Annotated in this window: 17 protein-coding genes; 8 read left to right on the top strand and 9 right to left on the bottom strand. The window is 64.9% G+C overall.

The window, feature by feature from the left end:
• Nucleotides 1-44: 44 nt before the first annotated feature.
• Nucleotides 45-533, bottom strand: a complete 489-nt coding sequence (locus JJT62_RS00710) for a hypothetical protein (protein ID WP_202070774.1) — start codon at nucleotides 531-533, stop codon at nucleotides 45-47.
• 209 nt (nucleotides 534-742) lie between these two features.
• Between JJT62_RS00710 and JJT62_RS00715 the strand changes: the two genes are divergently transcribed.
• Nucleotides 743-1,228 (top strand): peroxiredoxin, encoded by a 486-nt coding sequence (locus JJT62_RS00715; protein WP_202070775.1) that lies wholly within the window; start codon nucleotides 743-745, stop codon nucleotides 1,226-1,228.
• 231 nt (nucleotides 1,229-1,459) lie between these two features.
• Here the strand turns inward: JJT62_RS00715 and JJT62_RS00720 are convergent, their stop codons facing one another.
• Nucleotides 1,460-1,654 (bottom strand): DUF1289 domain-containing protein, encoded by a 195-nt coding sequence (locus tag JJT62_RS00720; protein WP_202070776.1) that lies wholly within the window; start codon nucleotides 1,652-1,654, stop codon nucleotides 1,460-1,462.
• 201 nt (nucleotides 1,655-1,855) lie between these two features.
• Between JJT62_RS00720 and JJT62_RS00725 the strand changes: the two genes are divergently transcribed.
• The 6 genes from JJT62_RS00725 to JJT62_RS00750 all read left to right on the top strand — a co-directional run bounded on the left by JJT62_RS00725 (nucleotide 1,856) and on the right by JJT62_RS00750 (nucleotide 9,134).
• Nucleotides 1,856-2,152: a hypothetical protein gene (locus JJT62_RS00725; RefSeq protein WP_202070777.1), complete on the top strand. Its 297-nt coding sequence runs from the start codon at nucleotides 1,856-1,858 to the stop codon at nucleotides 2,150-2,152.
• A gap of 3 nt (nucleotides 2,153-2,155) precedes the next feature.
• The gene (locus JJT62_RS00730) at nucleotides 2,156-3,721 is read left to right on the top strand and encodes an ATP-dependent DNA helicase RecQ (protein ID WP_202070778.1); all 1,566 of its coding nucleotides are present in this window, start codon (nucleotides 2,156-2,158) and stop codon (nucleotides 3,719-3,721) included.
• A 182-nt stretch (nucleotides 3,722-3,903) separates the two neighbouring features.
• On the top strand, nucleotides 3,904-5,349 hold the full coding sequence (locus JJT62_RS00735) for an MDR family MFS transporter (RefSeq protein ID WP_246744634.1): 1,446 nt from the start codon (nucleotides 3,904-3,906) through the stop codon (nucleotides 5,347-5,349).
• A 90-nt stretch (nucleotides 5,350-5,439) separates the two neighbouring features.
• Entirely contained in the window at nucleotides 5,440-8,151 is a 2,712-nt protein-coding gene (acnA, locus tag JJT62_RS00740; protein ID WP_202070779.1) for an aconitate hydratase AcnA, read from the top strand.
• A 165-nt stretch (nucleotides 8,152-8,316) separates the two neighbouring features.
• A complete protein-coding gene (locus tag JJT62_RS00745; RefSeq protein WP_202070780.1) occupies nucleotides 8,317-8,550 on the top strand; it encodes a hypothetical protein in 234 nt (77 codons plus the stop codon).
• 344 nt (nucleotides 8,551-8,894) lie between these two features.
• The gene (locus JJT62_RS00750) at nucleotides 8,895-9,134 is read left to right on the top strand and encodes a hypothetical protein (protein WP_202070781.1); all 240 of its coding nucleotides are present in this window, start codon (nucleotides 8,895-8,897) and stop codon (nucleotides 9,132-9,134) included.
• A gap of 75 nt (nucleotides 9,135-9,209) precedes the next feature.
• Here JJT62_RS00750 and JJT62_RS00755 read toward each other — a convergent pair whose 3' ends face one another.
• From JJT62_RS00755 to JJT62_RS00780, 6 genes are all read right to left on the bottom strand, one after another.
• Nucleotides 9,210-9,704 carry a hypothetical protein gene (locus tag JJT62_RS00755; protein WP_202070782.1) on the bottom strand — a complete coding sequence of 165 codons (495 nt, stop codon included), beginning with the start codon at nucleotides 9,702-9,704 and terminating at the stop codon, nucleotides 9,210-9,212.
• 79 nt (nucleotides 9,705-9,783) lie between these two features.
• Nucleotides 9,784-11,184 carry a TolC family outer membrane protein gene (locus tag JJT62_RS00760; protein WP_202070783.1) on the bottom strand — a complete coding sequence of 467 codons (1,401 nt, stop codon included), beginning with the start codon at nucleotides 11,182-11,184 and terminating at the stop codon, nucleotides 9,784-9,786.
• A gap of 227 nt (nucleotides 11,185-11,411) precedes the next feature.
• Nucleotides 11,412-14,630: an efflux RND transporter permease subunit gene (locus JJT62_RS00765; protein ID WP_202070784.1), complete on the bottom strand. Its 3,219-nt coding sequence runs from the start codon at nucleotides 14,628-14,630 to the stop codon at nucleotides 11,412-11,414.
• A gap of 13 nt (nucleotides 14,631-14,643) precedes the next feature.
• Complete coding sequence (locus JJT62_RS00770) at nucleotides 14,644-15,840, bottom strand: efflux RND transporter periplasmic adaptor subunit (RefSeq protein WP_202070785.1); 1,197 nt, start codon at nucleotides 15,838-15,840, stop codon at nucleotides 14,644-14,646.
• A gap of 245 nt (nucleotides 15,841-16,085) precedes the next feature.
• Nucleotides 16,086-16,994: an outer membrane protein gene (locus JJT62_RS00775; RefSeq protein WP_202070786.1), complete on the bottom strand. Its 909-nt coding sequence runs from the start codon at nucleotides 16,992-16,994 to the stop codon at nucleotides 16,086-16,088.
• Nucleotides 16,995-17,182: 188 nt separating this feature from the next.
• Nucleotides 17,183-18,493, bottom strand: a complete 1,311-nt coding sequence (locus tag JJT62_RS00780; RefSeq protein ID WP_202070787.1) for a replication-associated recombination protein A — start codon at nucleotides 18,491-18,493, stop codon at nucleotides 17,183-17,185.
• A gap of 192 nt (nucleotides 18,494-18,685) precedes the next feature.
• On the opposite strand from JJT62_RS00780, the gene JJT62_RS00785 reads away from it, so the two are divergent.
• Nucleotides 18,686-19,492: a division plane positioning ATPase MipZ gene (locus JJT62_RS00785; protein ID WP_202070788.1), complete on the top strand. Its 807-nt coding sequence runs from the start codon at nucleotides 18,686-18,688 to the stop codon at nucleotides 19,490-19,492.
• Nucleotides 19,493-19,738: 246 nt separating this feature from the next.
• Here JJT62_RS00785 and greA read toward each other — a convergent pair whose 3' ends face one another.
• On the bottom strand, nucleotides 19,739-20,206 hold the full coding sequence (gene greA / locus JJT62_RS00790; protein ID WP_202070789.1) for a transcription elongation factor GreA: 468 nt from the start codon (nucleotides 20,204-20,206) through the stop codon (nucleotides 19,739-19,741).
• Nucleotides 20,207-20,363 lie beyond the last annotated feature (157 nt).

Genomic DNA, 20,363 nt, shown 5'->3' on the forward strand with positions numbered 1-20,363 from the left:
GCGCGGCCCGGCGGGAATAATGGCGCGTTCCGATGGGACGCGCGTCAGCCCTTGTGCTTCTTCTTCTTGGCGTGCTCGGGCGCATGGGCCGGAGCCGGGGCCGGAGCGGCTTCGGCGGGCTTCGGCGCTTCCTGGACGGCCGGCGCCGGGGCGGGGTCGGCGGCGGGCGCGATCACGGCCGCCGGCTCCACGGCAGGCGGCGGAGCCGCCTCGCTCTTCTGCTGGGTCGCTTCGGTCGGCGCTGGGGCCGGGGATTCGGCCGCCGGCCGTGAGGTGAAGAGCCAGGTGAGGCCGGCGATCACGAGCACCGCGCCGGCAACGCCCAGGCCGATCCATCCTGTGCGTCTCGAAGCGGCCGGCGCAACGGGATCGATGGCGGAGGCGGGATAGACAGAAGACGGCGGATCGACGGGGTCGACCGGCGACGCGGCGGGCGTCTCGCGAATCGGCGCATCGGCCGGCAATACGCCGCGGTATTGGCTCCACACCCAGGCGGCCGGCGGCTGCCCGTTTGGTCCTTCCGTGTTCGGCATTTCCAAACCTCCCCTGATGCGCTGCTCGAATTTTGCGCCGCTCGGTGGCATGTTGCATCGCATTGCGTCTGGTCACAAGCATATTGACGAGCAGCAATTGAGTCGCATTGGGCGACGCCCATGCAAAGCGGCGCCTTTACGGGAGACATTCTCGAAAAAGGCGCTAATTAGGGGGAGCCTCCCCCGCCTTTCACGGAAGCGAGACGCGCATGACCATCAAAGCCGGCGATAGAATTCCCGACGTCACCCTCACCATCATGGGCAAGAACGGCCCGGAGCCGATCAAGACCTCGGATTATTTCAAGGGACGCAAGGTCGCGCTCTTTTCGGTGCCGGGCGCATTCACGCCCACCTGCCACGCCAAGCATTTGCCGGGCTTCGTCGAAAAATATGACGCGCTGAAAGCCAAGGGCGTCGACGCCGTGGCGGTGACCGCCGTCAACGACGTCTTCACCCTCGACGCCTGGCTCAAGGATCGCGGCGCGCAGGGCAAGATCGACGGCCTCGCCGATGGCTCGGCGGCCTTCGCCAAAGCCCTGGGGCTGGAGCTGGATCTGACCGACTTCGGCCTCGGCGTTCGCGGCAAACGCTATTCGGCGGTGGTCAACGACGGGGTCCTCGAATGGATCAACGTCGAAGAGAATTCGAGCCTTGCCACCGTCTCCAGCGCCGAAGCGACGCTGGAAAAGCTCTGAGCCGCGCAAGGCCGGCCCCGGCGGGGTCGGCCCAGTTCGTTGACAGACCTCCGAGGCGGCCTCGTCCTTCGAGACAGGCGCTTCGCGCCCTCCTCAGGATGAGGCCTAAGTGTTTGGCGAAGTTGCAAAAGCTCCTCATGCTGAGGAGCCTGCGCAGCAGGCGTCTCGAAGCACGAGGGGCGTCGGCGCCACTTGTCAGCACTCTGGGCCGGCCCAGGGGCGGCCTTTGTTTCAGGTCTTTGTTTTAACGGGCGCCTTCGGCCCACCCATTGAGTCGAGGCGCGCCTTGGCGCGCTCGGCGACGCGGCTTTTCTCGGCGTCGGCGAGCTGGGACCAGCTCCCGATTTCCTCGCGCGTGCGGCCGCAGCCGATGCAGACATTGGCGGAGTTGAGCGTGCAGATTTTATTGCAGGGGCTGGGGATCATCAGGGCTCTCGGGTGTCTCCCGCAAATGGCCGAGGGGGCGCCGGCGTGTCAATCTTCTCAGCGCTGGAAGGCCCCCTCCCTGTCCCTCCCCCGTTTCACGGGACAGGGGACGCTCACGATCGGCATTCCCGATGAAGGCCGCGGACTGCTCCCTCTCCCGCGCCAGCGGGGGAGGGTCGGGGAGGGGGCAAGGATTCGTCGATGACCCTTTCCTTCTCATCCTTCCTCACCTCTTTGGGCGCCGCCGAGCCGCCAGCGCTGCCCGCGCCTTTGCGCGCTTTGTGGCTCGACGCCAGCGGCGACTGGGACGGCGCGCATCAATGCGTCACCGACGCCGAGGACGCGGACGGCATGCGGGTCCATGCCTATCTCCACCGCAAGGAAGGCGATCTCTCGAACGCGCGCTACTGGTACGCGCGCGCAGGCGTTCCGCCGCAGGATTGTCCCCTCGAGGAGGAGTGGCGGGCGATTGCCTCGGCCCTCCTCGCGCAGCGATAGGCCATGGCGGACGCCGCGCGCCGCTTGCTGCGCGATGTCTTCGGCTTCGCCGATTTTCTTCCGGGCCAAGAGGAAGTCATCGAGGCCATCCTCGCCGGTCGCGACGCGCTCGCCGTCATGCCGACGGGCTCCGGCAAATCCCTGCTCTATCAATTGCCCGCGGCGGCGGGGCCGGGCCTCGTCGTCGTCGCCTCCCCGCTCATCGCGCTGATGCGCGACCAATTGCGGGCGCTCGCGGCCAAAGACATCCCCGCCGTCGCGCTCCATTCCGCCCAGGACGACGCCGAGGCGATCGCCGCGCTGGACGCCGTCTCGACGGGGCGGGCGAGACTCCTCTACGCCGCGCCGGAGCGGCTGGCTCAAGAGGCGACGCAGAATTTGCTGCGCAAAAACCGCATCAAGCTTTTCGCGGTGGACGAAGCCCATTGCGTCTCGCATTGGGGACACGACTTCCGCCCGGACTATCGCGGGCTCGGCGACATCGCGACGAGGCTCGGCGCGCCGGTGCTCGCCGTCACGGCCACCGCCGGGCCGCGCACGCGCGCGGACATCAAACGCAATCTTTTCGCGCGGGAGCCGGAAGTCTTTATTCGTTCCTTCGCCCGGCCCAACCTCGCCCTTTCTTTCCGGCGCAAGCGCGCGGGGCTGCGCCAGATCCTGCGCTTCATCGGACGAGGCGGGGAAAGTGGCATCGTCTACTGCAATTCGCGCCGCAAGGCGGATGCGCTCGCCGCCGACCTCGCCGCTCTCGGACTCGACGCTTTGCCCTATCACGCCGGCCTCGAAGCCTATGCGCGCGACGCCCATCAGGACGCGTTTTTCGCGCGCAGGGGTGTCGTCATGGTCGCGACCATCGCTTTCGGCATGGGGGTGGATAAGCCGGACGTGCGCTTCGTGATCCACGCCGATCTGCCCACCTCGATCGAGAGCTATTACCAGGAGATCGGCCGCGCCGGGCGCGATGGGGCGCCGGCGCGCGCCCTGGCTTTGTTCGATCCGCGCGAATTGGCGACCCGCTGGCGAACGCCGCAGATCGACCCCGAAAACGAAGAAGCGGCCGGGGATTATGCCCGCCGCCAGGCCATGGCGCGGCTCTGCGCCACGCCCCGCTGCCGTTTCCAGACGTTGCTCATGGAGTTCGGCGAGGACAGCGCGCCTTGCGGTCGATGCGATCATTGCCGGGGCGGGCCGCTGGCCTGGCCGCGCCGGGCAGGCGCTTTGGCGCTCGGCATTCGCGTCGCGGCGGCGAGCCAGCTTGCGCATGTTTCTGGCGAGGAAATCGACGAGTCGCCGACGCCCACGGCCCCCCAAGAGGCTGTTTTCGAATCAGCCGCGCCTCCCGCGAAAGCCCTCACCGTCTCGCAGGCGCGGCTGCTGCGCGCGCTGCAAGCCGAGCGCGGCAAAATCGCAAAAAGGCGCCGCCTGGCCCCCAGGCGCATCGCCAGTGACGCGACTCTCGCCGCCCTCGCCGCGGCGCGGCCGCACCGAATCGACGACCCGATCTTCCACGACGTCGAGGAGGCGAGCGCTTTTCTGGGCGTCATCGAAAAGGCGAATGCCGAGGGGTGAGCCGCGCGCGGCGGCCATGTCATCCCCGCGAAAGCGGGAATCCAGAGCGACACCCCAGACTTAGCGCCACCCCAGGATTCCGGAGCGCCCTCCCGCCCGTCCGGGATGACGGCGCCTGAAACGCAGCCGGTTCCATGCTGCGCCGCAACGGGCTATGACAAGCTTCCGCGAAGGACGCTCTCATGCTCGCAATCGACGATTCCCTGCCGCCGCCCGCCGCAGAAATGCGGCCGATCATGATCGGGCTCGGCCTCGCCATGCTGCTCTCGGCGCTGGACGGGACCATTGTCGTGACCGCCATGCCGACGATCGGCGCCGACCTCGGCGCGCCCGAGAATCTGCCATGGATCGTCACGGCCTATCTCGTCGCCTCGATCGTGGTGACGCCGCTCTATGGCAAATTTGCCGACGTCTATGGCAGACGGATCATGCTTCTGGCGGGCGTTGCGACCTTTGTCCTCGGCTCGGTCGCCTGCGCGCTCGCCCCCAGCATGACGGCGCTCGCGCTGGCGCGTCTCGTCCAGGGCCTGGGCGGCGGCGGATTGATCGCGCTCGCCCAGACCGTCGTCGCCGATCTCGTTTCCCCGCACGAGCGCGGGCGTTACCAAACCTATCTCGCCGCCGTCTTTGTCGTCGCCAGCATCGCCGGCCCGGCGCTCGGCGGCTATTTTGCGCAATATTTGCACTGGTCGCTGATCTTTTGGATCAATCTGCCGCTCGGCCTCGCCGCGCTCGCGATGGTCAATTCCGGGCTAAAGCGCCTGCCCGAGCGACGCCATCCGCATCGTATCGATTATCTCGGCGCCGCTCTTCTGACGCTGGCGTCCGGCTCGATGGTTCTGGCCCTCGGCTGGGGCGGAACGCGTTACCCCTGGGCTTCGGCGCCGATCTTCGGCCTTCTCGCTTTTTCGGCCCTGTCTTGGGCGGCTTTCGCCTGGCGCACGCGCGCCGCGCAGGAGCCTTTGATCCCCCTGCGGATCTTGAGCCTCTCGATCGTGCGCAACGCCACTGTCTCGAGCTCCTTTGGCCTCGGCGCCTCCATCGGGCTCTCGGTCGTCATGCCGATCTATTTCGAGGTCGCGGCGGGCCTGAGCGCCCACGACTCGGGCCTCGCGCTCATTCCGATGATGGCCGCCACGGTTGTCGGCGCGACCATCTCCGGCCGGCTGATGGCCGTGATCGATCACTACAAGATCATCCCTTTGCTGGGGCTCGGCGCGGGCGCGCTCGCCGCCGCGCTCGCCGCATGGAAAGTCGAGAGCGCCTCGCTCATCGTGCTCGACAGCCTGCTCACCATCGCCTCCCTGGGCGTGGGCACGATGCTGCCGATCGCGACGGTCTCCGTGCAGAACGCCGTCGATTCGCGCGATCTGGGCACCGCCACGGCGACGATGCAGTTCTTCCGCCAGCTTGCCGCGGCGCTCATCGTCGCGCTTTTCGGCGCGTTGGCGCTCGGCGGCGGGCGGGCCGATTACATCGCGGAAGCACGGCTCTCGCCCGAGGAAGCGGCGCGGCTCGCCGCGAGCTTCAAGCTGGTCTTCGCCGCGCTCGCCGTCTGCATGGGCTTCTCCTTCGCCTTCATGGCGCGGATGGAAGCGCGTCCCCTGCGTGGCGAGCGGCGACACTGACCTATGTAATCTGCCGTCGGCCGCTTGTGCCGGTGGCATGGAATTTTCTATGAAGGCGACGTTTCGCCTTTACGTCTGCAAGGACCTCCCATGACTTCGCTCGACAGTTTCAAATCCCGCCAAAAGCTCGTCGTGGGGGATAAAACCTATGATTATTTCTCACTGAGAGCGGCCGAGGCGAACGGGCTCGAAGGAGTCTCCAAACTCCCCTATTCGCTCAAGGTCGTTCTCGAAAACCTGCTGCGTAACGAGGACGGACGCTGGGTCACCAAGGACACGATCCACTCCTTCGCCAAATGGCTGACCGAGAAGGGCAAGACCGAGCGCGAGATCGCCTTTTCGCCGGCCCGCGTGCTGATGCAGGATTTCACCGGCGTGCCGGCGGTGGTCGATCTCGCGGCGATGCGCGACGCTTTTGTTGCGCTGGGCGGCGACCCGCAGAAGATCAATCCGCTCGTGCCGGTCGATCTCGTGATCGACCATTCGGTCATCGTCGACGAGTTTGGGACGCCCAAGGCCTTCGAGCAGAATGTCGAGCTCGAATATGAGCGCAACGGCGAGCGTTACCGCTTCCTGAAATGGGGCCAGTCGGCCTTCGACAATTTCCGCGTCGTGCCGCCGGGCACGGGCATCTGCCATCAGGTCAATCTCGAATATCTCGCGCAGACGGTCTGGACCCGCACCGAGAAAGCCGATGGCGCGGCGGTCGAGGTCGCCTATCCCGATACGCTCGTCGGCACCGACTCGCATACCACCATGGTCAACGGCCTTGCCGTGCTCGGCTGGGGCGTCGGCGGCATCGAGGCGGAGGCCGCCATGCTCGGCCAGCCGCTCTCCATGCTCGCGCCCGAGGTGATCGGCTTCAAGCTGACCGGCGCGCCCAAGGAAGGCGTCACCGCGACCGACGTGGTGCTCACCGTCACGCAAATGCTGCGCAAAAAGGGCGTCGTCGGCAAATTCGTCGAATTCTATGGCGAGGGCCTCAACCATTTGTCGCTCGCCGACCGCGCGACCATCGCCAATATGGCGCCGGAATATGGCGCGACCTGCGGCTTCTTCCCGGTCGACGCCGAGACGCTCGCCTATCTGAATATGTCCGGCCGCGCCGCCGAGCGCATCGCGCTGATCGAGGCCTATACGCTGGCGCAGGGCATGCTGCGCGACGCCTCCTCGCCCGACCCCGAATTCACCGACACGCTGGCGCTCGACCTCGCCGAGGTCGCGCCCTCGCTCGCGGGCCCCAAGCGCCCCGAAGGCCGCGTGCCGCTGGAGGACATCGGCAGGGCCTTCGAGACCGCGCTCGCCGGCGAATATAAAAAGGACGGCGGTCTCGGGCCGCGCCACAAGGTCGAGGGCACGAATTACGACCTCGGCCATGGCGACGTGGTCATCGCCGCCATCACCTCCTGCACCAATACCTCGAACCCGAGCGTGCTGATCGGCGCGGGGCTGCTGGCGCGCAACGCCGTCGCCAAGGGCCTCAAGGTGAAACCGTGGGTGAAGACCTCGCTCGCGCCGGGAAGCCAGGTGGTCGGGCAATATCTCGCCAACTCCGGCCTGCAGAAGTCGCTCGACGAATTGGGCTTCAATCTCGTGGGCTTTGGCTGCACGACCTGCATCGGCAATTCCGGGCCCCTGCCGGCGCCGGTCTCCAAGACCATCAACGCCCATGACCTCGTCGCGGCCTCGGTGCTCTCCGGCAACCGCAATTTCGAGGGCCGCGTGAACCCCGACGTGCAGGCGAATTATCTCGCCTCGCCGCCGCTCGTCGTCGCTTTCGCGCTCGCGGGCACGGTCGCCACCGATCTGACGAAAGAGCCGCTGGGCCAGGGCTCGGACGGCCAACCGGTTTATCTGCGCGACATTTGGCCGTCGAGCGCCGAGATCGACTCGTTCATCCGCGACAATGTCACGCGCGACCTGTTCCGCGAGACTTACGCCAATGTCTTTGCGGGCGACGAACATTGGCGCGCGGTGGCGGCCCCGGCCGGCGAAACCTACGGCTGGGACGACAAATCCACCTACGTCCGCAACCCGCCCTATTTCGTGGGCCTCGCCAAGCAGCCCAAGCCCGTTACGGATATCGTCGGCGCACGCGTCCTCGCGCTCTTTGGCGACAAGATCACCACCGACCATATTTCCCCGGCCGGCTCCATCAAGGCCGCCTCGCCCGCGGGCAAATGGCTGATGGACAATGGCGTCGCGCAGAAGGATTTCAACCAATACGGCACGCGGCGCGGCAACCATGAAGTCATGATGCGCGGCACCTTCGCCAATATCCGCATCAAGAACAACATGATGAAGGACGCCCATGGCGTCGTGCCCGAAGGCGGCCTCACCAAATACTACCCCGGCGGCGAGACGCTCTCGATCTACGACGCCGCCATGCGCTACCAGAAGGACGGCGCGCCGCTCGTCGTCTTCGCCGGCGCCGAATATGGCAATGGCTCCTCGCGCGACTGGGCGGCGAAGGGCACGGCGCTGCTCGGCGTGCGCGCCGTGATCGCGCAGAGCTTCGAGCGCATCCACCGCTCCAATCTCGTCGGCATGGGCGTGCTGCCGCTGACCTTCGAGCCCGGAACGAGCTGGGCGTCGCTCGGCCTGACCGGCGAGGAGACCGTGGCCATTCGCGGGCTCGAGAAAGGACTTGCACCGCGCCAGACGCTGGCCGCCGAAATCACCTTCCAGAGCGGCAAGGTTGTCTCCGCCCCGCTCCTCTTGCGGATCGATACGTTCGACGAATTGGAATACTTCAAAAATGGAGGCATTCTGCCTTACGTGCTGCGACAACTCGCCCCGTAAAAGTGCTGTCGCAAACCTTCGCTATTATTGACGGCTCGTTTTTCTTGCGACATCTTCCTGACGCTTGAGCGTAAGAGCTTGCGCGCCGCCGTTCCAAACGGCGGCGCAGCTAGACATGCGGCGCAAGAAGCAAAAATAAAACAGGAAGATAGAGGAAAGCTCAGGATGAAGAAATTCTCCATTGCCACGGCCGTCGCTATCTTTGCGGCGATGACCGCTCCGGCCTTCGCTAGCTGCGACACCCATGCGGAAGACGAGCAGGCCGTTTGCGCCTCCAAGTGCGAGGATCAATATCTGAAGGATCAGCAGGGCTGGACGGCCGATATGTCGAAAGTCAAGTCCAACAAGAAGGCCTGCGACGAGAAGTGCGGCTGCCCGCAGAATTCGAAGGGACTCTGAGCTTTTCCTCGGAGCTGAGAAAAATGCGAGGGCGCGCGAAAAGCGCGCCCTTCTTGCCGACCATCTCAAAATTTTTAGCCCCGGGGAGGCGCCCGAGAGCGGGGGGCCCTTATGGGAATAATCTTTTGGATTCAATCTTTAGCAATAGGGAAGCGCGGGCTCGCCAGCCTGCCGATCGCCCCCTCGTCTCTGTCATATCAATGACGTGTGATTGACACTGGGCCAATCTTCCCCCATCGTCCGCCCCGCTTTGCGCGTTATGAGGGGCCGTTACTGTCGGCGGGAGGGTTCTGCGCCAGCGCAAGCAAGCACAGCCGAAAATATGAAGAAGAGGAAGCGTCAAAATGAACAAATTCGCCTTTGTTGCGGCGGCCCTGTTTGCCAGCATGATGACCCCGGCCTTCGCCGATTGCGACACCCGCAACGCCGACGATGACAAGCAGGCTGCGGCCGCGTCGAAGTGCTACGACGAATATCTCGCCCGCAAGCAGAACTACGGCGCGAATGTCGACGAGCTGCGCGCCAACTTCAAGGCCTGCAATGAGAAGGCCGGCTGCCCGCAGAACTCCGACCTGCTGAAGTAAGATCGTTTCGCCTCTTCGAGCGAGTAGAGGCCGACGCTCAGGGGCGCGCAATTATTGCGCGCCCATATTTTTTGCTTACTGCCGATAGACTTTGCCGTCCGGGCCCTTCCAGCCGTTCGAGTCTTCGTAGAAGCGATATTCCTCGTCGAAGACCACCGTTTCACCCGGGGCCACATATTGCTTGCCCTTGGGATCGGAGTTACGCGGCGCCGTCACATAATGCTTGCTGGGCGAGCAGCCTTCCTTGACCTTGCCGGCGTCGTCGGGTTTGCAGTCGAGATTCGCGCCTTCCGGGAACTGCACTTTGGCGTTGAAGAAGATCTCGAAGCCCTTCTCGCCGGTCGCGTGCATTTCGAGCGCTTCCGACATGGTCTGCTTGAAGTCGAGAATCTTGCCGGGCTTGTCGAAATGCTGCGGGAGGAGATTTTCGAAAATCTTGCGGGCGTGCTCCTCGGTCGGATCGCCGCAGCCGAACCAGCAGATGGCCGCGGCCGGACCGGCCGCCATGGGCGCCGCGACCAGCGCCAGCGCAAAACCTCTGGCGAAGAATTTCAGATACGCGCCTCGCATATAGCGTTTCCTCTTCTTTGTTGCGCCGCAACGCGAGCGGCGATTGGCCGCAGAGTAAAACGCTTTGTATGAAATGTCTTCAACGCCCGGCGTCGGGCGTCGCGGTCCCGACCCAGGAGTCTTTCACCTGCTCGAAATGGACCGCCGGGTCATATTGCCACGCGTCTAGGCTGAGCGTTTCCGTCGACAGCCGGCCCATGGCGGCGAGCACGGCGTAAGAGGCGACCACGCGCTCACGCTGGGCGAAGACGAGACTGATGCGGGCGTTCAACAATTCCTGCTGCGCGTTGAGAATGTCGAGCGTCGTGCGCAGACCGGCCTTGGCCTCCTCCCGCACGCCATAGAGCGCGCGCTCGGCCGCCGCGATCTGCGCCTGCGCGGCGGCGATCTGGGTTTTCGCCGCCTGCAGGGCGCCCCAATTGGCGCGCACCAGCGCGATGACGTCGGCGCGCGCCACATCGACGTCGAGACGCCGCTGCCCCGCCGTCTCCTTGGCTTCCCGGACTTGCGAATAGGTTATGCCGCCCTCGTAGATCGGCACATTGAGCCGCCCGCCGATCGACGCGCCAATGTTGCGGTTATAGACGCCGCTGATGTCCGTCTGGGTGAAGACATTGCCCACGATCGAGAATTTCGGCATGAAATCCCCTTCGATCACTTTGATGTCGAGGTCCGCCGAGTCGGCGTCGTGCAGAGCCGCGAGAATGACCGGATGCTCCGCCAGGGCGTTGCGCTCGACCTCTTCGCGGGTTTTCGGGATCAGACGATCGACCGCGGCGCCGGGGGATAATTTCTTCGGTTCGACGCCGATCGTCTGCCGATAAAAGCCGACGCTCGCCTCGAGCGCGGCGCGCGCCTGACCGACGAGCGACTGCCCGGCGGCGAGCCGCGCCTCGGCCTGCGCAATGTCGGTCAAAGTAATCTGGCCGTAATTGTAGCGCTCCCGCGTCTGGCGCAATTGCTCGGCGAGAACCGCGACGTTGTTTTCCTGCAATTTGAGCGCGGCCGTGTCGCGCAAGACGTTCATATAGGCGGAGGCCGCGTTGAAAAGCACGCGCTGCTCGGTAAGACGCAGCCGCTCGCGCCCGGCGAAGACATTCGTTTCCGCCATGCGGGTGGCGTTCTGCGTTTTGAAACCGTCGAAGACGGGCTGCTCCACCGTGAGGGTCGCCGAGCGGGGCATGCTGCCCCCCGTCTGAATGCTTTTGGTCTGGACGCGGGTTAAGGCCGGATTGGCAATTTCCTCGTCGATTTGCCGCGCGATCGCGCGATTTTCCTGCTTGCCGAGATAGAGACTTGCATTGGCGCGCGGACGCAAGCCCGAGCGCGCCTGCGGCACCTTCTCGTCGAGCGCGCGCACGCCGGCGCGGCCAGAATTCAGCACCGGACTATTGTTGTAAGCGCGCAGCAAGGCGCCATCGAGCGTCTCGGCCGACGCCGCAGACGACGTGAAACACAGAGCAAAAAAGGCGGCCCGCACGAAAGCGGCCGCGCAACCGCTGGGCGTGAGCTCATCCCTCCCCTTTACGGGGAGGATGGCCCCGCGCAAGCGGGGTCGGGTGGGGCAAGCCCCAATAACTGTCGTAGCGGCGCGAACCCCACCCGACGGCTTTTGGCCGCCGACCTCCCCGAAAAGGGGAGGTATTTGGCGCCCGACGTCCGAGCAAAATTGGCGCTCGGCCGATTGTCCTGTGCGGCGCGCCTGTCTCACACCGCCTCCCTTTCACGCGCGGCGGCGAGCGAGGCTTTGTTTTCACCAAAGAAGGCGTAAAGCGCCGGCAGCACGATCAGCGTGAGCACCGTCGCGCTGATGAGACCGCCGATGACGACAGTGGCGATCGGCCGCTGCACCTCGGCGCCAGTCGAGGTCGCGAGCGCCATCGGTACGAAGCCGAGCGAGGCGACAAGCGCCGTCATCGTCACGGGACGCAGACGCGTCATGGCGCCTTTGAAGATCGCCGCGCGCTCATCCATTCCGCTCACCATGAGCTGGTGAATATAAGTGCGCATCACGAGGCCGTTGAGCACGGCGACGCCGGAAAGCGCGATGAAGCCCACGGCCGCAGAGACAGACATGGGCATGCCGCGCAGCCACAGAGCCAGCACGCCGCCAGACAAAGCAAGCGGCACGGCCGAGAAGACCAGCAGCGCGTCGCGCGCCGAGCCCAGCGCCGAGAACAGCAGCAGGAAGATCATGAAGAAGCAGACCGGCACGACGATCATGAGCCGCGCCCGCGCCGCCGCGAGATTTTCGAACTGCCCGCCCCATTCGATCCAATAACCGGCGGGGATTTGCACCTTGGCGTCGACCTTGGCGCGCGCTTCATTGACGACCGAGGCGATGTCGCGTCCGCGCACATTGGCGCTGACGACCACGCGCCGCTTGCCGTTCTCGCGCGAGATCTGGTTCTGTCCGTCGACGGTGGAGAAGCTTGCCACCTGCTTGAGCTGGATGGTCGAGATGCGGCCCTGCGCGTCGGGCGGCAAGGAGACGGGGATCGTCTCCAAAGCGCTGGCGTCCTCGCGCAGATTGTCGCGCAGGCGCACGAAGATCGGGAAGCGACGGTCGCCCTCGAAGATCATGCCCGCCTGCTCGCCGCCGATCGCCGCGCCGATCGTGTCCTGCACGGCGCCGAGCGACAGGCCGTAGCGCGCAATGGCGCTCTTATCGACCTTGATGTCGAGCACCGGCAGGCCCGTCACCTGCTCGACCTTCACATCGGTCGCGCCCGGCGTGGCGCGCAGGATGGCCGCGATATGATTGGCGGTCTTCAGCATGGCGTCGAAGTCCTCGCCAAAGACCTTGACGGCGATGTCGCCGCGCACGCCGGCGAGAAGCTCGTTGAAACGCAATTGAATGGGCTGCGAAAACTCATAGGCGTTGCCGGGGAGCTTCGAGATCGCGGCCGAAATATCGTCGATCAGCGTATCCTTGGGCAGATGCGGATCGGGCCACTGATCTTCCGGCTTCAGCATGATGAAAGTGTCGGTCAGATTCGGCGGCATGGGGTCGGTCGCGACTTCGGCCGTGCCGGTCTTCGAGAAGACGTAATCGACCTGCGACAGCTTGCGAATCGCGTTCTCGACGTCAATCTGCATCGCCTGCGACTGCGTGAGCGATGTGCTCGGAATGCGATTGGCCTGCATTGCGAGATTCTTCTCATCGAGCTTGGGGATGAACTCCTGCCCGAGGTTCAAATAGAGAAGCACGGCGAAGAGGAAGGAGGCGACGCCGATCGCCATAACTTTCACCGGCGCCTCCATCGCCCAACGCAAGGCCGGCTCATACATGCGCTTGAGCGAGCCCACGATCGCATTGTCGTGCTCTTCGCTGGCGCCCGAGACGAAAAGCGCGATCATCGCGGGGAAAAAGGTGAGGGAGAGAAGGAACTCCGACAGAAGCGCGATGATCACGGTCATCGCCATCGGATGGAACATCTTTCCTTCGACACCCGTGAAGCTCAGGATCGGTAAGTAGACGAGAATGATGATCGATTGGCCATAGACGGTGGGCCGCCGCATCTCGACGGCTGAATCGATGACCGTCTCGAGACGTTCCTCGGTGGTGAGCGGGCGCCCCGCCATATGCTGGCGTTCGGAGAGGCGGCGCAGGCTGTTCTCCGCGACGATGATGGCGCCGTCGGCGATGAGGCCGAAATCGAGCGCGCCGAGACTCATCAGATTGGCGCTGATCTTGCCGATATACATGCCGATGGCGAGCAGCAGCATGGTCACCGGAATGACCGTCGCCGTCACCACCGCCGCGCGGAAATTGCCCAGCATCACGAAGAGCACGAGGATGACGAGCCCCGCGCCTTCCAGGAGATTCTTGGCGACGGTCTTGATAGTCGCGTCGACCAGGAGCGTGCGGTTGAGGATCGTCTTGACTTCGATCCCCGGGGGAAGGGACTTCGTGACGGTCTTCACCTTGGCGTCCACCGCCGCCGAGACGGTGCGGCTATTGGCGCCGATCAGCATCAGCGCCGTGCCGATAACCACTTCCTCGCCATTCATGCTGGCCGAGCCCGTGCGCAGCTCCTTGCCGATGGCGACATTGGCGATCTCGCCTACGCGCACGGGCACGCCATTTCGCGTCGTCGCCACGACATTGGCGATGTCCTCGACAGTCTCCAGCCGGCCGCCGCTGCGCACGACGAGGCCCTCGCCATTGCGCTCGACATAGCCGGCGCCGCGGCTGACGTTGTTCTTCTGGATCGTCGCCGCAAGATCGCCGAAGGACAGGCCGAGCGATGTTAGCTTCGCGGGGTCGGGCTGCACATGATATTGCCGCATGAAACCGCCGAGCGAATCGACGCCGGCGACGCCCGGCACCGTGCGCAATTGTGGGCGGATGATCCAGTCCTGCACGGTGCGCAGATAGGATTCCTGCGCGACGGTCGTACGCAGCATCGCGCCTTCCGGCGTCAGATAGGCGCCGTCGCGCTGCCAGCCGGGCTCGCCCGCATCGGCGAGCTTATGCGGCTCCGCGTAGCGCACGGTCCACATGTAGATTTCGGACAGGCCCGTCGCGATCGGGCCCATGCGCAGCTCGATCTGCGGCGGAAAATCCTCGCGCGCCTGGGCAACGCGCTCATTCACCTGCTGACGCGCGAAAAAAATATCGACGCCATCGGAAAAGACCGCCGTCACCTGCGCAAAGCCGTTGCGCGAGAGCGAGCGCGTATAGTCGAGACCCGGAATGCCCGCGAGCGCGTTCTCGATCGGATAAGTGACCTGCTTCTCCATCTCGAAGGCGGAGAGGGCCGGCGCGCGGGCGTTGATCTGCACCTGATTATTGGTGATGTCGGGAACGGCGTCGATCGGCAGATGCACGAGCGCGAAAGCGCCGAAGGCGCCGACCAGCGCGACCAGGAGGACGACCAGCCAGCGGCTATGGACCGAAAAGGCGATGATCCGCTGCATCATGGTCTTAGAGCCGTCACTCCTCGGGAATTTCGCTCTTGCCGGCTTCGGCCTTCAGCACGAAGCTGTTATCCACCGCGATCGTCTCTCCGGGCGAGAGGCCTTTCACGATCTCCACAGAACCTTCGTCGCCGTCGCCCAGTTCGACGACGCGCTTTTCAAAGCCATTCTTCACTCGCACGAAGACCGTCGGCTCATTGTGGATGAGCTGCACCGCGGCGCGCGGCGCGACGACTTTCGCGGGGCTCTGTTCAAGTGCGATCTCGGCGTTGAGCAGAACGCCAGGGTGAATGGCGTAATCCGGGTTTTTGAAGGCGGCGATCACATGGCCCGTGCGCGTCTCGGGCGTGATGAGGGCGTTGACGACGCGCACGGCGCCTTGGAAAGCGCGCCCATCCGCCCCCTTGACGACCACCGGCTGTCCCACGCGCACGCTGGCGAGATTGGCGATGGGAACCGCGAGCTCGGCTTCCACCTCGGAAAGATCGGCCAGAACGTAAATCTGGCTTTCCGGCGTCACCGGCTGGCCGAGATTGGTCAGGCGCTCGATGACGCGGCCCTTGATCGGCGCGCGAATCTCCTTCTCACGCAGCCGCGCGATGGGCTGATTGGCGAGCGCCGTCATCTCGCTTTCGGAGAGATCGAGGGCCGCGAGCTTGCCGCGCGAGAGATCGAGGCGGAGCTTCGCTTCCGTGAAAGTCGCCTTGGCTTTCAGGAACAGTTGCTCGGCGGTGATCTTCTTTTCGAAGAGGCCCTTCTCGCGCTGGAAGAGCTGGGATTGCAGCTCGTAATTGGCGAGCGCGGCGAGATATTCGCTCTTGGCGTCAGCGACCTCGCGCGAATCGATGACGGCGATCGTCTCGCCCTTCGCCACCTCGTCGCCGAGTTTCTTGCGCATTTCGGCGACGACGCCGGAGACCTTGGCGGCGACGCGGGCGAGATGGTCGGGATCGGGCTTCACCGTCGCTGGCACGGTGATCTGGCGCTTGAGCACGCCGGGGCCCGCCTTCGCGACGCCGATCTTGGCGGCGTCGATCTGCTCGGGCGACAGCTTGATCAGCCCTTCGGGCGCAGCGGGGCTCGCCGCCTGCTGCGCGCCGGCGCCGGAGTCGCCGGGCGCACTCCCGCGCATCTTCGCGAAAAGGCCCGGCAGAGCCGCGCCAATGGCGAGGCTCACAATGATTGCGAGAAGAAGGGGCGCTTTGCGGGGCATTTAAGCTGTGGGGCTCCGGGGCGCGTCGGCGAAGGTCCAGTGAACAGGGTTAGCACCCGCACGCGCCCGACGCCAAGCGCGACACGGCTCGAGCGGGACTTGCCCAAATATGCTCCGACGCCCCTGCTATAGGCCGCGCTGCAACGCGCGTCCATGCCGCTCCCGCAACATGACGCATTTGTAATCAAATGAAAAAGCCCGGCCACAAGGGCCGGGCTTCGCAATCGTCTAAGCTGGCGAAAGGCTCAGTATTTCGCCAGAACCGGCGCCGGAGCGGCGAAGGGATTGAAGTGCCAGTTCAGGCCGGCGCGAACCGTGTGGAACTGGGTCGGCGAGCTGTGCGAACCAGCCCAGCCGGGAACCACGAAGGTCGTGAGCACGCCCGGGATGACCACATTGGTCGAGCCGAGATCGGTGTAGAGATATTCCACCTTCAGCGACCAGGCCGGGAAAGCGAGCGGCGACCACTCGACGCCGCCACCGGCGGTCCAGCCCGTCTTGGTGCCGAACGACTTGGCGCGACCGATCACGGCGCCGCCGGCGGGGCCCGTCAGGAAGATGTCGGCGACCGAGACGGTCTGATCCACCTGGCCATAGGCGAAGCCGCCCGTGCCGTAGACCAGCAGATTCGGCCAGGACGGAAGCGTCACGCCGATGCGGCCACGAACCGTGCCCCACCAATCGACGCTCTTCGCGGAGTTCACGAAGGCGCTGTGCAGGATCGGGCCGCCGGCCCGGGTGGCCGCGAAAGCGGTCGACGGGCTGGTCGTCGCGCCGACGACATTCGACTGGCTGTTGATGTCGGCCGCCTGAATGTCAGCTTCGGCGCCGACAACGAGCCACGGCGAGAACTGGAAGTTGTAGCCGATCTGACCGCCGCCCGTGACGCCGTTCAGATTCTGCGGAGCGTTCCACGCAGCGGAGAAGCCCGGAGCAGCCGACGGCGACGGATAGATGAAGCCGCCCGTCTCATTGGAGCCGGCGCCAAAACCATAGCCGATGTTGATACCGCCATAGAGGCCGTTCCAGGTGAAGCTCGGCGCCGGGGGAACAAAGACCGGCGGCGGTCCCTTGCGCGACGGGAGATCGGCGGCAAAAGCGGAACCCGCAACAAGAGCCAGCACAACGCCGGCGGCGACAGGAAACTTGGCCATAATCGACCCCTTCGTAGATATTTCGAATTCTTGGGCTTCTGCCGCTTGAATGCGACCTCCGCGCCGTCACGGCTAGACTTACGGCTGACCTCGCGGACGGTCAATCGAAAGGCGACCTGAACAAGCCTTGTGCATCACGTTTGCCAGCCTGCGTGACAATTGCGCAACATAATCGTGCAGTTCCCCGGTCATTTTGCGTTGCGTTCGCGCCGCAACCGCTCCCAATAATCGAGGCGCTTGGCGAGTTCCCGCTCGAAGCCGCGCTCGACCGGCTGATAGAGCCGCTGGCGCCCGAGCGCCTCGGGCCAGTAATTCTGCCCGGAGAAGGCGTCAGGAGAATCATGGTCATATTCATAGCCCTCGCCATAGCCTTCCTCGCGCATCATCTTGGTCGGCGCGTTGAGGATGACCTTGGGCGGCATGAGCGAGCCCTTCTCCTGCGCGAGGCGGCGCGCCTTCTTATAGGCGACATAGCCGGCGTTGGATTTGGGGGCGGTCGCCACATAGATCACCGCCTGCGCCAGAGCGAGCTCGCCTTCCGGCGAACCGAGAAAGTCGTAGGCGTCCTTTGCGGCGTTGGCGATGACGAGCGCCTGCGGATCGGCGAGGCCGATGTCCTCGACCGCCATGCGCACGATGCGCCGGGCGAGAAAGAGCGGGTCTTCGCCCGCGTCCAGCATGCGCGCGAAGTAATAGAGCGCCGCGTCGGGGTCCGAGCCGCGCACGCATTTGTGCAGCGCGCTGATGAGATTGTAATGGCCCTCCTGCGCCTTGTCGTAGATGGGCGCGCGCCGCTGAACGACGTCCGCCAGCGCGGCGCGGTCGAAGATTTCGCCCGCGCGCGCCGCGCGCCAGATTTCCTCCGACAGAGTGAGCGCGGCGCGGCCGTCGCCATCGGCCATGGCGACCAGAGCCTCGCGGGCGTCGGCGTCGAGCGGCAGCTTCTTGCCTTCCGTCTCTTCGGCGCGCGCCAGTAGTTTTTCGATCGCCGCGGCGTCGAGCGATTTGAAGGTCATGACGCGCGCGCGCGACAGCAAAGCGGCGTTGAGCTCGAAAGACGGGTTTTCCGTCGTGGCGCCGATCAGTGTGATCGTGCCGTCTTCCATCACAGGCAGGAAACTATCCTGCTGGGCGCGGTTGAAACGATGGATCTCATCGACGAAGAGCAGCGTGCCCTGCCCTGTCGTGCGGCGCGCGCGCGCGGCCTCGAATGTCTTCTTGAGATCGGCGACGCCGGAGAAGATCGCCGAAATCTGCACGAAGGCGAGTTTTGTTTCATGCGCGAGCAGGCGCGCCACCGTTGTCTTGCCGGAGCCGGGCGGCCCCCAAAGAATAAGCGAGCCGAGCGAGCCGCCGCGAACGAGCCGCGTGAGCGCGCCGTCAGCTCCGAGCAAGTGATCTTGTCCAACCACCTCTTCGAGGCGAGTCGGGCGCAGACGGTCCGCCAAGGGGCGCGGCGCGCTTTCGTCGAGTTTCGCGTTTTCGAAGAGGTCGGGCATTGGAATCTCGGATGGTCAGAGTCTTTACTTGTGTCGGCGCCGATCAATTGACGCCTCGACGGCGCGTTAGCCAAAGCTTACCCTGCACGCAAGTAAATGATTCGGCCGCATAAGCTTGGGTGCTGCCGACAATTGCCGCGTTTCGCGTAAAGCCTTGCCGAACCGAGCAAACGCCAAAACGGAACCAAAAGAATGCGAACAATAGCTTTCGTTACGCAAAAGGGCGGCGCGGGCAAGAGCACCCTCGCGAGCAGCGTCGCCGTCGCCGCGCGCGCGGCCGGCGAGCGCGTTTTCATCTTCGATCTGGACCCGCTGCAAACTCTCGTCAAATGGGCGAGCTCGCGCGAGGCGTCCGACATCGGCGTCGAGCACGCGCCGGCGGGAAAGCTCGCCAAGGCAATCTCGGCGTTGGAAAAAAAGGGGATCACTTTGGTCATCCTCGACGCGCCGGGCCATGACGGCGAACAATTGCTTGCCGCCGTGCGCGCGGCGGACCTTTGCATCATTCCCGCGCGTCCGAACGCTTTCGATCTTTGGGCCAGCGAAAAAACCCGCGCGCAGGTGAAGGAGGAAGGTTGTGACTACGCCTTCCTGCTCAACCAATGCCCGCCGTCGCAGCAGAGCGCGCGCGTCGATCTCGGCGCCAAAGCGCTGCAGGCGATGGGCGGTCTGCTTGCGCCGCTGGTCTCCTCGCGCGTCGACTACCAGGAAGCCGCGCGTCTGGGCCTCGGGGTCGCGGAATATAACCCCGAGGGCGTCGCCGCGCAGGAAATGAAAGAGCTGTGGAGCTCGATCAAGCGCCGCCTGAAACGCGCCTCGGCGAAGCCGGCGGCTGATAAAGCTGCAGCGGAAAAACCCGCCCCGGCTCAAAAAGCCTCTGCGCCGAAGGCCGCTGTCGCCAAGCCGGAAGCGCCTCGGAAGGCGGCCGCGGTTGCGCAGAAGGCCGAAACGCAGGAAACCAAGAGCCCCGCCAAGAAGGTTGCGCGCAAGGCGGCATAGCGCCGGCGCGTAGGATAGAGAACGAAGTCGAGCGGCGCGGGAACGCGCGGCTCAGACTGCTGATAAAATGGCGGTGACGCACCTCGTGCTTCGAGACGCCTGCTGCGCAGGCTCCTCAGCATGAGGAGCTTCTGCAAAAACACTTAGGCCACATCCTGAGGAGCGAGCGAAGCTCGCGTCTCGAAGGACGAGGCCGCCTCGGAGGTTTGGCGACAAATTAGCCGCGCGGAAACGCGCGGCTTTTTGTTACGCGATCTCGACGATCTGCGCGCGGTGATGGCCGACCTCGACCTCGTCGCCGACGGCCTTGCCCATCAGGGCCTGCGCAAGCGGGGCGACATAGGGAAGCAGCCCTTTCGCCGGATCAGCCTCGTCTTCGCCCACAAGGCGAAACGCCCGGCGCTCCCCGCCCTCCAGCTCCACCACGACACGGTGGCTGAAGCGCACATGCGAATGGTCGGCGATGCGCGGCACGATCTCAGCGCTGGCGCGGCGCGCCCGCCAGTAGCGCAAATCGCGCTGGGCGAGCGCGATCGCATGATTGTCGCCAGCGGCGTTCGCCTTTTCCAGATCGGCCAGCAGGCGCGTCATAGCGTCGTCGATCTGCTGCAAGCCTTCTTGCGTCACCAGATTGCGATGCGGGCTGATCGGACGATCGGGCAAATCCTCGCGCGGATTGTCGTCGTCCTGTTCTTTGGTGAATGCCGAACTCATGCGTCCTACCTTTGGCGCCCCGAGGGCATGAAAAGCTAAACGGTCCAAGAGCGCGGTCCGGGAGCGCGATCCGCTCGGCGGCCGAATGCCGATTACAACCGAAGCGAATGCGTTCGTCGAGGCGTCGCGCGGCGCTGCGACAATTGGTCGAAGCGAC

Source organism: Methylocystis sp. Sn-Cys (assembly GCF_016745395.1).
Lineage (GTDB): Bacteria > Pseudomonadota > Alphaproteobacteria > Rhizobiales > Beijerinckiaceae > Methylocystis > Methylocystis iwaonis.

Bases quoted from the DNA above. Each gene is read 5' to 3' on its own strand.
- JJT62_RS00735 (WP_246744634.1), top strand. From the start codon at position 3,904: ATGCTCGCAATCGACGATTCCCTGCCGCCGCCCGCCGCAGAAATGCGG.
- JJT62_RS00715 (WP_202070775.1), top strand. From the start codon at position 743: ATGACCATCAAAGCCGGCGATAGAATTCCCGACGTCACCCTCACCATC.
- JJT62_RS00785 (WP_202070788.1), top strand. From the start codon at position 18,686: ATGCGAACAATAGCTTTCGTTACGCAAAAGGGCGGCGCGGGCAAGAGC.
- JJT62_RS00725 (WP_202070777.1), top strand. From the start codon at position 1,856: ATGACCCTTTCCTTCTCATCCTTCCTCACCTCTTTGGGCGCCGCCGAG.
- JJT62_RS00745 (WP_202070780.1), top strand. From the start codon at position 8,317: ATGAAGAAATTCTCCATTGCCACGGCCGTCGCTATCTTTGCGGCGATG.
- JJT62_RS00710 (WP_202070774.1), bottom strand. From the start codon at position 533: ATGCCGAACACGGAAGGACCAAACGGGCAGCCGCCGGCCGCCTGGGTG.
- JJT62_RS00770 (WP_202070785.1), bottom strand. From the start codon at position 15,840: ATGCCCCGCAAAGCGCCCCTTCTTCTCGCAATCATTGTGAGCCTCGCC.
- JJT62_RS00750 (WP_202070781.1), top strand. From the start codon at position 8,895: ATGAACAAATTCGCCTTTGTTGCGGCGGCCCTGTTTGCCAGCATGATG.
- JJT62_RS00730 (WP_202070778.1), top strand. From the start codon at position 2,156: ATGGCGGACGCCGCGCGCCGCTTGCTGCGCGATGTCTTCGGCTTCGCC.
- JJT62_RS00765 (WP_202070784.1), bottom strand. From the start codon at position 14,630: ATGATGCAGCGGATCATCGCCTTTTCGGTCCATAGCCGCTGGCTGGTC.
- JJT62_RS00775 (WP_202070786.1), bottom strand. From the start codon at position 16,994: ATGGCCAAGTTTCCTGTCGCCGCCGGCGTTGTGCTGGCTCTTGTTGCG.
- JJT62_RS00780 (WP_202070787.1), bottom strand. From the start codon at position 18,493: ATGCCCGACCTCTTCGAAAACGCGAAACTCGACGAAAGCGCGCCGCGC.
- JJT62_RS00720 (WP_202070776.1), bottom strand. From the start codon at position 1,654: ATGATCCCCAGCCCCTGCAATAAAATCTGCACGCTCAACTCCGCCAAT.
- acnA (WP_202070779.1), top strand. From the start codon at position 5,440: ATGACTTCGCTCGACAGTTTCAAATCCCGCCAAAAGCTCGTCGTGGGG.
- JJT62_RS00755 (WP_202070782.1), bottom strand. From the start codon at position 9,704: ATGCGAGGCGCGTATCTGAAATTCTTCGCCAGAGGTTTTGCGCTGGCG.
- greA (WP_202070789.1), bottom strand. From the start codon at position 20,206: ATGAGTTCGGCATTCACCAAAGAACAGGACGACGACAATCCGCGCGAG.